This window comes from Sphingomonadaceae bacterium OTU29LAMAA1, assembly GCA_024072375.1.
In the GTDB taxonomy this organism is placed as follows: domain Bacteria; phylum Pseudomonadota; class Alphaproteobacteria; order Sphingomonadales; family Sphingomonadaceae; genus Sphingomonas.
The window spans coordinates 2,564,474-2,579,155 of sequence record CP099617.1; the positions used below are offsets into that span (position 1 = coordinate 2,564,474).

Annotated in this window: 15 protein-coding genes; 10 read left to right on the forward strand and 5 right to left on the reverse strand. The window is 57.4% G+C overall.

Translation table 11 applies throughout. The annotated features are described in order from the left end of the window. Positions 1 to 60: 60 nt before the first annotated feature. Both NF699_12495 and NF699_12500 read right to left on the reverse strand, forming a co-directional pair. The gene (locus tag NF699_12495) at positions 61 to 729 is read right to left on the reverse strand and encodes a hypothetical protein (GenBank protein ID USU03883.1); all 669 of its coding nucleotides are present in this window, start codon (positions 727 to 729) and stop codon (positions 61 to 63) included. Continuing rightward, the gene (locus tag NF699_12500) at positions 726 to 1,706 is read right to left on the reverse strand and encodes a DUF4268 domain-containing protein (protein ID USU03884.1); all 981 of its coding nucleotides are present in this window, start codon (positions 1,704 to 1,706) and stop codon (positions 726 to 728) included. The genes NF699_12495 and NF699_12500 overlap by 4 nt, the downstream gene beginning before the upstream one ends. A gap of 121 nt (positions 1,707 to 1,827) precedes the next feature. Between NF699_12500 and NF699_12505 the strand changes: the two genes are divergently transcribed. Continuing rightward, positions 1,828 to 1,974 carry a hypothetical protein gene (locus tag NF699_12505; protein USU03885.1) on the forward strand — a complete coding sequence of 49 codons (147 nt, stop codon included), beginning with the start codon at positions 1,828 to 1,830 and terminating at the stop codon, positions 1,972 to 1,974. A gap of 340 nt (positions 1,975 to 2,314) precedes the next feature. On the opposite strand, the gene NF699_12510 is transcribed toward NF699_12505, so the two are convergent. After that, the gene (locus NF699_12510) at positions 2,315 to 3,190 is read right to left on the reverse strand and encodes a DNA/RNA non-specific endonuclease (protein USU03886.1); all 876 of its coding nucleotides are present in this window, start codon (positions 3,188 to 3,190) and stop codon (positions 2,315 to 2,317) included. Between the two features lie 410 nt (positions 3,191 to 3,600). On the opposite strand from NF699_12510, the gene NF699_12515 reads away from it, so the two are divergent. Beyond that, positions 3,601 to 4,269, forward strand: coding sequence for an HNH endonuclease (locus NF699_12515; protein ID USU03887.1), 669 nt, complete (start codon positions 3,601 to 3,603; stop codon positions 4,267 to 4,269). A gap of 17 nt (positions 4,270 to 4,286) precedes the next feature. Here NF699_12515 and NF699_12520 read toward each other — a convergent pair whose 3' ends face one another. Both NF699_12520 and NF699_12525 read right to left on the reverse strand, forming a co-directional pair. After that, positions 4,287 to 5,174, reverse strand: a complete 888-nt coding sequence (locus tag NF699_12520) for a DUF4435 domain-containing protein (protein ID USU03888.1) — start codon at positions 5,172 to 5,174, stop codon at positions 4,287 to 4,289. Positions 5,175 to 5,176: 2 nt separating this feature from the next. Next, positions 5,177 to 6,517, reverse strand: coding sequence for an AAA family ATPase (locus NF699_12525; GenBank protein USU03889.1), 1,341 nt, complete (start codon positions 6,515 to 6,517; stop codon positions 5,177 to 5,179). 639 nt (positions 6,518 to 7,156) lie between these two features. Between NF699_12525 and NF699_12530 the strand changes: the two genes are divergently transcribed. From NF699_12530 to NF699_12565, 8 genes are all read left to right on the forward strand, one after another. Further along, positions 7,157 to 7,351 carry an excalibur calcium-binding domain-containing protein gene (locus NF699_12530; GenBank protein ID USU07080.1) on the forward strand — a complete coding sequence of 65 codons (195 nt, stop codon included), beginning with the start codon at positions 7,157 to 7,159 and terminating at the stop codon, positions 7,349 to 7,351. A gap of 521 nt (positions 7,352 to 7,872) precedes the next feature. Further along, positions 7,873 to 8,541 carry a hypothetical protein gene (locus NF699_12535; protein USU03890.1) on the forward strand — a complete coding sequence of 223 codons (669 nt, stop codon included), beginning with the start codon at positions 7,873 to 7,875 and terminating at the stop codon, positions 8,539 to 8,541. Between the two features lie 158 nt (positions 8,542 to 8,699). After that, on the forward strand, positions 8,700 to 9,389 hold the full coding sequence (locus tag NF699_12540) for a hypothetical protein (GenBank protein USU03891.1): 690 nt from the start codon (positions 8,700 to 8,702) through the stop codon (positions 9,387 to 9,389). Positions 9,390 to 9,394: 5 nt separating this feature from the next. Continuing rightward, a complete protein-coding gene (locus tag NF699_12545) occupies positions 9,395 to 10,099 on the forward strand; it encodes a recombinase family protein (GenBank protein ID USU03892.1) in 705 nt (234 codons plus the stop codon). A gap of 64 nt (positions 10,100 to 10,163) precedes the next feature. Continuing rightward, positions 10,164 to 11,000, forward strand: a complete 837-nt coding sequence (locus NF699_12550; GenBank protein ID USU03893.1) for a hypothetical protein — start codon at positions 10,164 to 10,166, stop codon at positions 10,998 to 11,000. After that, a complete protein-coding gene (gene thyX / locus NF699_12555) occupies positions 11,001 to 11,756 on the forward strand; it encodes an FAD-dependent thymidylate synthase (GenBank protein USU03894.1) in 756 nt (251 codons plus the stop codon). It abuts the gene before it with no gap. Between the two features lie 202 nt (positions 11,757 to 11,958). Then, positions 11,959 to 13,545 (forward strand): type I restriction-modification system subunit M, encoded by a 1,587-nt coding sequence (locus NF699_12560; protein USU03895.1) that lies wholly within the window; start codon positions 11,959 to 11,961, stop codon positions 13,543 to 13,545. Beyond that, positions 13,542 to 14,681, forward strand: a complete 1,140-nt coding sequence (locus NF699_12565) for a restriction endonuclease subunit S (protein ID USU03896.1) — start codon at positions 13,542 to 13,544, stop codon at positions 14,679 to 14,681. Before NF699_12560 ends, NF699_12565 begins: the two co-directional genes overlap by 4 nt. Position 14,682: the final 1 nt, after the last annotated feature.

Below are 14,682 nucleotides of genomic sequence, written 5' to 3' on the forward strand. Positions count from 1 at the left end.
CCCCCCCCATTTAACTTGGTCTGATTGCTTTTCAGCCGGTGTGTTGAGCGGCTGGCGCGGTCAGACTAGACGGAATGCCTGATCCCCGCTCGCCCAGCCGAGCACCAGCCGCCGTCCCGCGGGCGTAGTTGTCACGACAGGCTCGGCAGCGGGGCAACCCGGCATAAGAAGCTCAGTGAATCGCTCGTATGCTTCGAACCAGCGTCGTTGGGGTGAGAACGAATGCACCAACATGGCAGCGTCGGTCGCACAGAACCGCTCAGCCTCGATCAGCGCCGACGCTGTGCGGTGCAGCAGCTGGTAATGCACGTCAGGTGGGCAGTGGGCTATACCAAGCAGGTCGCAGACATATGCCAATCGCTCTTGCTTGCCTGGCGAAGCGTCGCGCATCCATTCGCCCACCGTAGGCCCAAACGGCTCCTCGACCTTGCCCTCAATGGTGCACGCAACAACTCCGGCCGCGTGCCGCCCCAAAGCAAACACGTCCGATTGGCTCTCACGTCGGCCGCCTGGCAGCGCGGTCTTGTGCTCCGGTACGGCGAGCAACAACTCAGTCGAGCCAAACGCCTCTGCCAGGATTTGACCCACCTCCGGCGGGAAACCGTCAGCGGCTTCCCAGGCGTGCGCAACAGTGCGTGCGCTGTAGCCAGTGACCCAGTGCAGATCGGGCTTTGCAAGGAACTGGCGCCAGCTGTCTGGCCCTGACGATGGCACGTAGACCCTGCTCACGCGACTGCAGCCTCTGGGTCAAATGCCGCCAGCGCTGCGGTAACAGCCGGGACAAAAACCTGTTCCATCTGCTTCAGTTGGGCGATCATCCACATATGTTGACGTGGCCAGTCGTCGCGATCGGTGGGATCTGCGACAGGCATTTTAAGCGCTACCTTGGCAACAACGCCTTCACGGTTCGTCTGCCAATCCAAAGCTTCGCCGTACGCCGCCGTTAGAACCTCTCGCTGGGCCACCAACTGCTCCGAAACAAAGGTTAGTGGCGCGTTGTACAGGCCGACAAAGACGCCGATGGACGGCTTGCGGGCATGTGACCGGTAAACCGAAAGGTAGGCATCGCCCCTCTCCGCGATAGGCACCCAGTAATTCGTGTCTTTGAGGGGGCGATCTACGCGCCGCAACGGCGCACCCGCGGCAGCGGCGGTCTCGTGAAACATCGTCCAGTAATCGATGTTTGACAGAGCTACTTCCGACAGCGCTTGGCTTTCCCCCGAGCCGGTGGCGGGCGTTGAGGCCGTTCTCGTCCAGCTGTTCGGCTTAGCAACGACGTTAAACTGGGGCGCGGGCATGCTGTCGCCGATACGCACCGCCTGCACCTCCACGCCAAAGAAGGCGTACCGCTCGTCCGTGATGCTGTTGAGCCAATCCAGCGCCGCACGGTGAGCTTCGGTAAATTGACGTGCCACCCACACGATAACCTTGGCATCGAAACGCGGCGCGTAGGTCAGCAGCTGGCCAAGATGAGTATGGTCAGTGCGCTCCAGCTGGTTTTCGATCAGGACGTGGTGCTCGCTGTCCACAATCCGAGCAACGATGTCGGCAGAGAAGGAGTCGACCGCGTGCTCTGCTTTGACCAACTCAAGGCCCGGTAAGCCCAAGCTCTCCGCCAAAAACTCAAGATTGTCCGCCTGCGCCAGCCAAGGGGTGAAGTTGTACGGTTCGGACGGCCAGACTTCGCGCAGGTCAACGGTCTGCAACCGACCCAGCATGGGTATTGAGTGTGCCATGCCCCAGCATCACTGGTCCTGTTTGGCCGGTCCAGTTAAATTTCACGTGCGCCGCGACTGTTATTCGCTGCTGTGTGATGGAGCCTACACTATGCCTGCAACGCTACCCAACGGCCTCTACAAGATCGGCTTCGAGACCCGCACGAGTGCCGAGTACGGCGTTGCCTACCTGCACGATGGCTGCCTGCGCGGCGACAGCGGCATGGCTTACCTCGGCACCTACAAGCAGGACGGTTAGCTGTTATCCGCCGACCTTTCAGTGACTCAGCACCGGCACGTGCCGGGTGCCGTGCACGCCTTCGGGCTGAACGACGTGCGCGTCGAGCTGCATGGCGTGGTGGACGACGCCAACATGGTTCGGGTGCAGGGCAGCAGCCCGGAGAGCAGCTTGGTGAGATTTACGGCGCGGCTTTCGCAAATAGCGGATTAGCGCGTCGGCTAGCGTTTCGTCTCGTTTACCACTGGTAAGGCTGATCCACCAGCGGCTCGCCCAGCCGCGCCGCGTCCACGCGCAGTACTGGTTTGCCGCATCGTCGAGCAGTAAGAGGCCTTCAGCGTATACCGGTTGCCGCGCGGCATTAGCCGCCGATCCTTTCCCCCGTGGGCCGCACAGGCGCTGCGCCGCTGCACCCCAGCTCTACGTCCAGCGGCCTCCATGTGGGCGTGCCCGGCCCCGGGAAAAGCGTCAGCCGCGTGCGCAGCACCACCTCCGGCAGCGGCGCGCGCATACTACAATACTCGGCGTTCCGCGGCGTCTGCTGGTCGAATACGAACGCCGTTGCGCGCCCGTCGGCGGTGGCAACAACCTTCCAATAACCGCTGGGCACCCGGTGCAGCGCCGGCCCCGCTGGCAGGGGCGCCATAAGGCGCTCGAACAGCGGGCCTGTAAGCACATACACCGCTGTGCTGGCGGACATCGCCAGCGCAGTCTCGCGAGCCTCCAAGCGCTGCCAGGAGCCCTGGTTTAACGCCGAAGCCTGCGGCGTAATGTTGGAGAGTACGTCCGTCTCCAACCAGAAGGGCGTGCCGGAGAACGCCGCTAGTGGCGCTTGGTGACCGCGGTCCACGCGCAGCTCAGCGGACGCACCGCCGTATGCCTCCGGCGGCAGGGTCTCGTCAGGGGCCAGCCACGGGTCTGCCGACCACACGCGTTCTTGACTTGGCCCGATGGAGTCCGGCGTCACGCGGTAAGCCACCCAGTCAGCCACCTTGGTCGTCGGGTTGGACGCAAGGGTATATATCTCCCGCACAATCACGTCGTCGTTGGCGGGTGCGCCAACCGGGCAACCGTAAAGGCAGTGGAAAGTGTGGAGGTTGGCGGCGTCCGCCCAGGCGTTCGTCGTACCGGCTATCCACGTCAGGCACCACAGCACGGTGGCTCCAAGACGAAAGCCCTGCACCCCGCGGGAGTACGCAGCAGGGCCGAGGCGTGCGAAGCGTGCGGAAGTGATCATCGAGCGCCGAGGTACTCGATGCGCGTCACATAGCTCAAGCGGGCCGCACGGCCTCCACGTATGCGCCACGGAGGAGGTCTCCGCCGTGCTATGTCCGAACGTGGTGGAAAGCGGAACGGAAGCTTTCGGGGGGGGGGGGATATTAGTCGACACTGCGAGATTGGCTTCTTTTCGATCGCCACCTCCGCTCCGGCAGTTCCTTTCGGAACTGACTGTTTTTTTGACACATTAGCGCAGCGTAAGTCGATACCCAACCTGCCGCCCAACATCATGATCATGGTGGTTGCGAGTGTCGAGATAGTGGGTAGCGTAAGCCGACGGCTAAGCCCCCGCGTAACCCGTTCTGGTCGAGAGACGAGCTAACCCTAGCACTCGACCTATACGTCAAGACGGGCGAAAACGCGACAGCGATGGACGACGCTGCGTTAGAGGCGTTGTCATTCATCTTTAATAAGATGCACCGGCTTAACGGCGATGGTGGGGGCGACACGTTGCGAAACCGCAACGGCGTGTACCTAAAGGTGATGAACTTCCGTTCGTCCGATCCGTCGTACCTCGATCAAGGCAAGGTCGGTATGCAGCGCGGAAGCCGCCTAGAAGGCGTGCTGTGGGCCGAATATGACGGTCGGCTAGCCAATCTAGCTGCAGACGCGGAAGCGATCAGACAGGCCGTCGCAGGCGCTGACGAGGCGGTGATGGCTAAGCTGCCGGTGGTCGAGCCTTACGAAGGCGCAGAGGGCGGTGTAATCATGCGCCTTCACAAACGCTATGAGCGCGATCCGAGGCTGGTCCGGGAGAAGCGCAAGGCAGCGGCAGCGGCGGGATCGTTGGCTTGCGAGGTTTGTGGCTTCGACTCTGAAGAAGCTTATGGCGAGCTAGGTGTCGGCTACATCGAAGTACACCACACCGAGCCAGTCCACACGCTTGCACCCGACACAAAGACGAAGCTGGATGACCTTGCTCTGCTATGTGCAAATTGCCATCGAATGTTACACCGTGGCCGCACACCTAAATCTATCGTCGAACTCCGAGTTTTCATCCGAAAGGGAAGTGTATCGTCTGCATATGACAACAGATGAATATTTAAGTATTCAAGCTAAGCAAGTTCTGCTTTTTCGGACAAACGACGATCCACATAAATTCTTATAAAATCAAATGGTGCATACGCGTTAGGGAGTGATGCCAAAAGAATTAAGGGTGAATTGTAGTCACCATAAAATTTGCGCCCGAGAAATTTTTCTACGGTCGACAGGAATAGACGAAAAATCTGGAAAAGCGACTTGCCACGCGAGGCGTGTAACAGATCTGCTTCTTTGTAGAACGACTGAAATTTATCAATATCAGTTTCTTTGATCCCTAGACTTACCGCATGCTGGATTTTGCCAACCACCTCTTGCTTAACGCTTTCGGCAGGAGCGGCTATCATACCTTCGCTTTGTGCATCACGCGCCAACACGACGTGCCGCATACCGAGAGAAACGTTGTTCGACTTAGCGGCCCTCGTAAGCGCGGTGTGAAGGCAAAGTACATCTCTATACCTCTCGACAGTCTGCCTCCAAGCTTCCGCAACCTCATTTCGCTGACTCGCTGTGAGGCTCGGTCTAAATCTTCGGGACGCAATACGCGACAGCGCATCCTCTTGGAAGACATAACTCTCCCACGAGTATAGTTCAGTCCGACACACTTCGTCGGAAAACTCAAATGGCGTTTGCTCGGTATCCCTGTCGACAAAAAACAACAAGCGTCCCGCCAATCCATCTTTTTGGAGCCGCTTATAGACGTTTATGACGTTTTCTTTGCCACCACATGATAGGTAACCGATTGCGTCCTGTTCATGAAGAGCATGCTGGTAAAATACCATGTCATCATCGTCTTCCACAAACGCGTAAGTAGAGAAACCCTCTCGCATATGTCCCGAAATAAACTGCATGTACGCAGACGCATCACTTTTGGTAGTAGCTATCAGGTTTTCCTTGAAGGCCATATTCAAAGCACCCCCAGGGTAACAACATTGTCTAGTGGATAAGACTCGAATATAAACGGTGAGTGAGTAGCCGCTATCAGGTGTGTTCCTGCTCGCGATTCTAATATGTCCCTAATCAAGGTTTTCTGCCAGCTTACAGAAAGAGATAATTCTGGTTCGTCTATAATGATGTACTTCCAATGAACGTCGGATTTCAGAAGCAAAAATGCAAAAAAAGCTAGTATCTGCTTTTCACCAGAAGAAAGCTGTTCCGGCTCAAGAGCGTTGCCATTCTTGTCAGTTATCAATATCTTATTATCTATCTCTTGAAGCCTAGCGTGCTTCAATGGACCCAAATAGCTTTCAATAAGTCTCGCAAAAGTGCGAAGATCCACTGCTAGATCATCGATATTATCGAATAAGGAGAGTAATGCAGCTAAGTATATGAGGAGAGTGTCCTCATGCTGACCGCGTCGACCCGTCTTTTTGTTAGTCATTTTAACGGCAATCTGCGCAATTGCCGATTTAACCGACAATAGGTCCAAGCTAAGCGGGGCAAAAGCTGCTATTCTGGTAAGCAAATGATCTACTTGCTCCGGCGATGTAACAAGCGCCTTAACCGGCTTAAGATCGATCTTTTCTCCCGTAGCAATAATCTGTAAGAACCTTACGGAATGTTCATTCAATGCCTTGCGAGCAGCTTCATTGACTCGATTTGTAGATGCCTCAAGCAGCTGGCTAATGTCCTGTCCACCAAATCCAACGACTTCGCCCGCAGCTTCAAAACGATCAACGACCTGGGGGAGGATCATAATTTCATCATCGTCCGCCGTGTCGTCATTTAGTAACTCGCTAAGGTCACGTTCTACGCGACGGTAGGTCGGAAAATACAAAACCTTTCCCACGCTTTCGCTTTCGACAACATCGACAAGAAGTCTGACGGACTCGTACATTTGCGCAAAAGCATCGATAATAGGTACGGCGATCGGCGGAAACCGTCGGTTAATGGTGGACTGCCTGTTCGTCAGCACGTTCGCGGCTTCACCCCAGCTAGCGGGTAGGATGAACAGACCTTTACGTCCTCTCGGTGACCTTCTAATTAGCTCTGTCTTGAGACGTTGTATTCGTATCAGGTCGAGTTTATCGACAACGATAGCACCTGCCCCAGTGTCATAAACAATCCCTGCGAATGGAATGTTGCGAAGCTTTGTCCATTGAGCGGTAAGGACGTTGTGCAAGACCTTCAGAGCCGTGCTTTTACCAGTGCCATTAGGGCCAACTAGGAAGCAAGGAGATTTGAAAAAGTCGAACTCAATATCCTGGTGATCAAAAATGCCGAAAACCGTCAGTGTTCTAAGAGGCATGGCAACTTTCCTAGGTCCGTCAGATAAGGTTCTGTCATGGTTGGAGACTGATGTCACGCCATGGAAAACGTCACTACGACTTACGCTGCCCCGTCATGAAACGGTCGCTTCCGATACACCGCTGGTGATTGGGATAGTGCCACGTTGACCCCGTCTCGTGATGGCGGGTTTCGAGCTACGTTTCCGGTATAGGTCTAGCCGCTCGGGTGATCGGGATACTCGCAATCGTTGGCGGTACAGCTGCCATGCCCGATTGAGCTGACAGACAACAGGTGCGCTGCATTCTCGAAGGTCCGTCTCCGACCTATAGCATTGGAAACGTTTGCTGAATGGATGTCCGCTCTCGAGATTTGGCGTAGCTCACCGCGGCTCCGATTGTGGGCGTAAACAGACATGGGGCTACAAGCCTCACCGGCGGCACTGAATCCCCTCTGAAGTCACGAGAACCATTGGTTTACCGTTGGCCGGCATGCTCCGCAGGTGAGCTTCCACAAGCCCCTCCGCGCCGCTCCTGTTCAGTTGGGGCAGCATTACCGCCACCTGGCGGCCCGGCGCAGGCGCGCGGCGCTTTCAAAGATCCTGCGCTTTGCACTCCTACTCACCGCGCTGTGCGGAGCAACCTTCGCAGGCGTCTGGTACGTGGCCGGGCGAGACAATGCCGCGACCGCGGTTGCTTGGCCGGTTTATTACCCAAGCTGTAGGTGGGCGCGTGCATTCGGCGCGGCGCCGATACATCTCGGGGAGCGTGGCTACCGGAAAGAATTAGACGCGGACGGCGACGGCATTGCGTGCGAGCCGTACCGGAATGGCATCAGCACGTCCGAACGCGCCTGAGCGTGAGGCCTGCTGCCATAGTGCGGGGGCTGCAGGGTCGCGGGGGTATTGTAACAAGATGGCGTGTACACAGGGCAGTAGAGGTGCCGCCCAACCTCTCGTCTCTATAGAAAGACACGTTGCACTTCCGACGCCCGCGACCCTGCAGCTCTGCCGGGCCGACTACACGGGGTGCACCCGGTCACTTGCCAGCTTACACTCGCCGCCCCTAGTATCGCCGTTGCCCGTCGTGAAAGCCGGCGGGCGGGGCGTCAGAACCTCTCCGCAATGCAACCGGTCTGGAACCACACTTCTAGGCCGGGTGGCATGCGCGCATGTCCAGCCGGCAACGGTAAAGGCGCATGCGCCTTGTGCATTGCCAGGGTTCTGAACATCCGGCCGACAGGCCCGCCCCAAGAGGAACATAGGGGTGGTAGCATCGGTCGAGCTCACGCCTCTGCGGGAGAGCGTGAGATGATCTTTCTGGATAGCCTACCGACAGAAGCCGCTCCGGCCCTCTGCGATCCTGTAGGATTCGCACAGTGAGCACGCCTGCCTTGATCATGATCCTGCTACTTTGCGTCACCGGGTTGATCGTTGTCTCTCGATTGAAAAACAACGAGGATCACAGGGGGAACGCGCGACATCTTAAAGCGTCGTTGGCGCTCGAGCTTGAGCGTGGGAAGCCCGCGATCGAGATATTTGAACAAGAGCTCCGCGCTGAATGGCCGATCTTCCAGTGCAAAGCATCCAATTGGCGTAACCGCCGATATCTTCTGATGAGCAGCGACCAGCATCGCTTAGGACTCATGTGGGCGCGATGGCGGGATGAGCTTGATATTGAATGGGATGCTCTGATCGAGCTGACAGCCATCGTATCAGTCGAACTGCAGCAGAACGAAACTACCGTCATGAAGCTGGAGACGACGGGCACGACGAAAAAGAGCGGAGCGTTGGGGCGGGCCGCTGTTGGTGGCATGTTGTTTGGCGGCGCGGGAGCGATTGTAGGTGCGGCATCAGCGGGCAGCAAGATCGAAACCACGACGACAAGCACGAGACAAACTCTCCAAGGAACAACCTATCTCGTGATCGGAACGACCGATATGGTCAGCCCGCTTCACAAAGTATCCATGAATTCTCGCGGCGAGGGCGAACAATGGCTTCATCGTATACGTGGGGCACTAGCCGTGCTCTCCTCGCCGAAAGCTTAATGCGTCAAATAATAAAAATTTTAGAATGATCATGGGCGCTCACTGAACCCCGAACTGACCTCCACCCCTATACCCTCCTTGGGTCCCCCCACCTTTTGATCGGCCGTCACTTTCAATCTCTGTTTGTCGTGGCATCGAGAACGAACTGCGAACGATTGATGGAGACCATGGTGACCGAGAACAAGGATAACACTCAGGGGCAGCACATGACGGCCGCCCGTGCTGGCAGCAGCCGAAAGCTGCTGGCACGAAAGGCGCTGACGACTTCCGAAGAAGCCCTGCAAGGCTCCGAGGCGCTGGAAGACAGCTTTCCTACCGCCGATGTCGACGAAGTAACGACGCCGGCTAAGGATCCAGATAGCCTTTCCGCCCGTCTCCACGTCGCCCAAACGTCGGAAGCTGTCGCATCTGTCGGCGAGGTACTCAACAAGCTGCGTGAAACAGCGATAGGCGGCTCACCAGCGCCCGTCATGCCAAGTGCCACCGCCGTACCCGCGCCAGCTCTGGTGTGGTCTCCTGAGGACGAGAGCACGCTCCAGGCCCTTCTCACCAGACGCAAGGCAGCAGGCTTCCAGCGGCGCGGGCGTGACGTCAGTGGTCAGCTGATCACCGCCGGTAGCATCAAGCCCAACCCAAACACCGTGGTTGCGGTCATCGTCGGCATTGTGGCCGAGCAGGGGAGCATGGGGCGGGCAGACCTTGTCGCGGCAATGGCGGGGGCTACGTTCCCGCATCCCAAGGTACAGCCGAGCGACAAAGGCTGGTGCCAAGGCTACATCGCCGGTGCGCTGCGTAACGGCTTCCTGGCGTTAGCTGAAGCAAATCCAGCCGTTGCTGACGCGGCGTAAGGGCGATGCAGATCGTTGCGTACTTACGCGTGTCGACGGCCCGGCAGGGTGCCTCGGGTCTTGGCTTGGAGGCACAGCGCGCCGCCGTTCAGGGGTTCGCTGCCGCTGGCAGTCACACCATCGTGTCTGAGCTTGTGGAGGTGGAGTCAGGCGGTAAGGCAGACCGGCCGCAGTTGGCCACAGCGCTCGCTATGTGCCGGCTTCACCGTGCGACGCTGGTCATAGCCAAGCTTGACCGATTGGCGCGAAACGTGGCGTTCATCGCTAACCTGATGGATGGCGGCGTTGAGTTCGTAGCCTGTGATATGCCGCACGCGAACCGGCTGACGCTGCACTTGCTGGCGGCCATTGCTGAGCACGAGCGGGAAATGATCAGCCAGCGGACAAAGGCTGCGCTCGCGGCGGCCAAGGCGAGGGGAGTCATTTTAGGAAATCCGAACGGTGCTCGACACCTCCGATACTTCTGTCGGGAAGCCGCTGCAAAAAGCGCGGCGGCCCGGAAGCTAGCGGTGTCACGGCACGATGAAGCGCTGAAGCCAAAGCTAGAGTCGCTCATGCGGAGGCTTGGTGCGTCCCCATCTAGACTCGCACGGGCCCTTAACGAGCAAGGCGTTCCATCCAATACGGGAGGACGCTGGTCAGCATCGCAGGTTCGCGTCGTGGTCAATCGGTCGCTCAAACTGAACGCCCATCCTAGCGCTTGCGAATAGCTCTGAGCGTGCACTTCACCACGCCTTGGACTATCATAGGGTTCTGATCGTCAAAGGAGTGTACGTGAGTTTTCTGAACGATGTGCGGATAGCTAGCCTCGTCCGCCGGACTGCGAGCCCGCTTGCATCGCCGATCCACGACGACGGCTTCGCACATAAGAATTCTCCCGTTCAGGCTTGCACCTTAGATCTGACGATCGGTGGCATCTACGTACCGTCCACCAGCCCAGGTAAGCCAGGATCTGCGACTCGACCCCGAAAGCGCCTCAGCCTAGCGCAAGGGCAAACGGCAGTGGTCGTCACAGCGGAAGAACTCGATTTACCCGAGGACTTAGGCGCAATTGCGTTGCCTCCATCAACAGTATCGATTCAGGGACTGCTGATGACTAATCCGGGCCACGTTGATCCCGGTTACAGAGGGACTCTTCATTGCGCAGTAATTAACATGGGAAGCGAGCCCTACGAACTTCGTGCGGGCGACCGTATCGTACGAGTTTTGTTTTTTGAGCTTACTAGCGCAGCTGCGATCCCATATGGATCGCGGATGGGACGAAGCCCCGTAGCCGCTAATCCGGTTACCGAAGAACTACTCGAAACACTCTCTCACGACTTCATGAACGTCACCGAACGATCAGAGATCGCTGCAAAGAACGCGATAGCACGGGCAGAATTTTGGCCAAAGATTGGTGTGCCTATTTTTACAGCAATTATATCCGCGTTAGTTGCAATCGCCGTCGGTTATTTTGCGATCATTAAAACGACAAACGATCAGATTGACAGTCTAAACAGCGCCGTCGCGAAATTGGATGGGCGAGTTGGGGGCCTCGGTGGAACGTTGAACCTGCAGAAGGTTGACGAGAGGATCGCAAAAATCGAGAAAAAAGTTGAGAAGATAAAGTAGATGCCGGATCTCTTCATCCTCACGTCACCGCAAGTAACAGGTGAGCACAAAATATTTCTCGAGCAACTCGGCCTGGAGTGGAACAGGCCCGAGTCACTCACGCCGGCTGAACTGATTGTAGAATTTGCAGGACGGCTTTGTTACATGTCGTTTGGAGACAAGCAATCTCCCCGAACTAATGCCGAATACGTCAGAAATCTCATCAATCAGGGGCACGAAAGTGTTTTAGAGCACGCAAGCTGGACATTTCTACTGACGGGAGTGTCCCGGGCATTCAGCCACCAACTTGTGAGACATCGTATTGGGTTCTCCTATAGTCAGCTATCCCAGCAGTATCACGACGAGACTGAGGCAACTTTCATTCAGCCCGCAGGACTAGAAAGTTCGGCCCTGGCTCTGCAGGCGTGGAGATCGGCCACGGCTCAGGCAAGTTCTACCTACAAAACTCTGCTAAAAACCTTCGAAGCAACGGAAGCTTCAAGCAAAGAGAAAATGAGGATGATAAGATCCGCGGCCCGTTCAATCCTCCCGGCGGCCACAGAGACGTCAATCGTCGTAACAGCTAATGCGCGATCTCTTCGCCACTTCCTATCCCTCCGTGGAGGAATTGTTGGTGATACGGAAATGCGTTTGGTTTCTCACCTCCTACTTGCGGCGCTTTCAGTTGAAGCGCCCTCCCTTTTTGCCGACTTCAACTCGCACATAGCCGATGACGGTCTGCCGATAATCTTAGGTCCGCGTCTACAATCAACTTGATGGTTGAACCCAAACGCCCGTTTGGGTCGGTGAGTCAGGCACGCGTGGCGAACGTGATTCGGTTCGTCACCGTACTTTGCACGCCTTCATAAAAGAGGCTGCCGCTTTCGAGCCCTTGTATCCGAGCGAGCGACCGGCGATTGCTGCCGCAGAAAATCGAACTGAAGTGGACGGCTACGTCGGCCACTGAGAGGTAATCGAAGTGCTTAACCGTGAAATCCGCAGCCAGGTCGACAAGCTGCGCGATGCGATGTGGTCGGGGGGCGTGTCCAACCCGCTGACCGGCGTCGAACAGCTCACCTATCTACTGTTCATCCGCCGTCTGGACGAGATCCAGTCGCGCGAGGAGGCCAAGGCGCAGGCGCTGGGCCGCCCGCTGGCTCGGCGAATCTTCCCCGAAGGCACCGACGGTCTCGCCACGCCTGGCTTCCGCAAGGATCCCGTCACCGGCGAGGGCGAGGACGGCTGCCCGTACGACCTGATGCGCTGGTCGCGGTTCAGGAACGAGAAGCCCGACCGGATGTTCGAGATCGTCGATCAACACGTCTTCCCGTTTATTCGCACGCTGAACGGGGCCGAGAGCGTGATGGCGACGCATATGAAGGGCGCGCGGCTCGCCTTCACACGGCCCGCGCTGCTCGACAAGCTCGTCCAGGGGCTCGACGACATCCCGATGGACGATCGCGATACCAAGGGTGATCTGTACGAATATCTGCTGTCGATGATCGCGACCGCGGGCGAGAACGGCCAGTTCCGTACGCCGCGTCACATCATCGAACTGATGGTGCGGATGATGGCGCCGAAACCGACCGACACGATCTGCGACCCGGCGGCGGGTACCGCGGGCTTCCTGATGGTCGCCGCGGAATATATGCGCGCAACGCACCCTGAGATCTTCCGCGATGCGAAACTGCGCGATCATTTCGATACGCGCGCCTTTACCGGGTTCGACTTCGACGAGACGATGCTGCGGATCGGCGCGATGAACATGATGCTCCACGGCATCGAGGAGCCGCGCATCAGCCATCGCGATTCGCTTGGCCAGGATGCCGGTGAGGATGCTGGCGCCTATACTATGATCCTTGCCAACCCGCCGTTCGCGGGCAGCCTTGACTTCGAGAGCACGTCGAAGGAGCTGCAACGCGTCGTCAAGACGAAGAAGACCGAACTCCTGTTCGTCGCGCTATTTATCCGCCTACTGACGACGGGCGGGCGCGCGGCAGTGATTGTGCCCGACGGCGTGCTGTTTGGCAGTTCGAAGGCGCATAAGGCGGTCCGTCAGATGCTAGTCGACGAGCATAAGCTCGACGCGGTGATCAGGCTGCCGTCGGGCGTGTTCCGCCCGTATGCCGGGGTATCGACCGCAATCCTGATCTTTACGAAGACCGGGCGCGGCGGCACCGATCATGTCTGGTATTATGACATGACCGCCGACGGAAAGTCGCTCGACGACAAGCGTTCCGACCTGCTGCCCGAAGAATTGCAGGGCCCGGCCCCCGTGCGTGCGCTGACCGAGGCGGAGGCGACAAAGAACAATTTGCCTGACGTGCTCGCACGTTGGGCGGACCGCGACGGTGGGGAGCGCGACCGCCCGCGCACCGCTGCCAGCTTTTGCGTCTCACGCGATGAGATAGCGGCCGCAGGCTACGAGCTGTCAATCAATCGCTACAAGGAGGTCGAGCAGGCCGAAACCCAACACGTCGCGCCGGCGACAATTATTGCGGAGCTGCGCAGGCTTGAGGCGGAAATTGCTGAAGGGCTGACGCGGCTTGAGGAGATGCTCGCATGAAGATTGTCACTTTAGGAGAGGCTTGCGAAACGATCATGGGGCAAGCGCCGGCGGGTGATACCTACAACGTAGTGGGAACCGGATTGCCTCTCATTGCGGGTGCTAGCGATTTCGGAGATTACTTTCCTAAACCATCGCGTTCGACGACGGCTGCCACGAAGACCTGTCGAGAAGGGGACATTGTTCTCTGTGTCCGTGCTACTATTGGAGATCTTAATTGGGCTGATCGGCCATACTGCCTTGGACGAGGCGTTGCTGCATTGCGGGCCCGGGATGGCGTCGCAGATAGCCGTTATATTTGGCGGGCGGTCGAAGCTCACGTTGAGCTGCTGCGTGCCTTAGGCAGGGGCGCAACGTTTAAACAGATTACCCGATCTGACGTTGTAGGTTTTAGTATCCCCCTTCCGCCGCTACCTGAGCAGAAACGGATCGCGGCGATCCTCGATCAGGCTGATGACCTTCGGCGTCGTCGCTGGCAGGCTTTGCAGAGGGCTGAAGCCCTCAATCAATCATATTTTGACGATCAGTTTTCTAATCGTATCGGTGATCAAAACTCGGAAGGTTGTCTGGCTGATTTGGTCGATCGTAAGAGGGGCATCTCTTACGGAATCGTGCAGCGAGGAGACGATGTTGAAGACGGTGTACCGGTGGTGCGTATCGGAGACTTCGTATCTGGCAAATTCAAGAATAGGGAATTTAAACGGACCTCGGCTAGAATTTCGCAGACATACAAAAGGACCGTTCTAAGCGGCGGCGAGCTGCTGATTTCAATCAGAGGGACGGTGGGAAGACTGGCAATAGCGCCTAATTCCATTGCCGGTGCGAACGTCAGCCGTGAGGTTGCGGTTATCCCACTTTTGCCAGAGATAAGTCGGGACGTAATCCTTGCTTTTCTGCGAAACGGGATCGTACAAAAACGAATCACCGCGGACGTACGCGGAGTTGCCCAATCAGGGATAAATTTGGAGCATTTGAGGGCGTTGCGAGTGCCAAAATTCAGCGAGGATGAGGTTAAAGCATTCGAGCTGGAAGCCACTCATTGTCGTGCAATTGAAAACGCGCACAATGCTGCTCGTCAAAACACCGAGACCCTCTTCACTTCCCTCCAGCATCGCGCCTTCCGCGGAGACTTGTAAC

Bases quoted from the DNA above. Each gene is read 5' to 3' on its own strand.
- NF699_12510 (USU03886.1), bottom strand. From the start codon at position 3,190: ATGATCACTTCCGCACGCTTCGCACGCCTCGGCCCTGCTGCGTACTCC.
- NF699_12515 (USU03887.1), top strand. From the start codon at position 3,601: ATGGACGACGCTGCGTTAGAGGCGTTGTCATTCATCTTTAATAAGATG.
- NF699_12505 (USU03885.1), top strand. From the start codon at position 1,828: ATGCCTGCAACGCTACCCAACGGCCTCTACAAGATCGGCTTCGAGACC.
- NF699_12545 (USU03892.1), top strand. From the start codon at position 9,395: ATGCAGATCGTTGCGTACTTACGCGTGTCGACGGCCCGGCAGGGTGCC.
- thyX (USU03894.1), top strand. From the start codon at position 11,001: ATGCCGGATCTCTTCATCCTCACGTCACCGCAAGTAACAGGTGAGCAC.
- NF699_12520 (USU03888.1), bottom strand. From the start codon at position 5,174: ATGGCCTTCAAGGAAAACCTGATAGCTACTACCAAAAGTGATGCGTCT.
- NF699_12565 (USU03896.1), top strand. From the start codon at position 13,542: ATGAAGATTGTCACTTTAGGAGAGGCTTGCGAAACGATCATGGGGCAA.
- NF699_12540 (USU03891.1), top strand. From the start codon at position 8,700: ATGGAGACCATGGTGACCGAGAACAAGGATAACACTCAGGGGCAGCAC.
- NF699_12525 (USU03889.1), bottom strand. From the start codon at position 6,517: ATGCCTCTTAGAACACTGACGGTTTTCGGCATTTTTGATCACCAGGAT.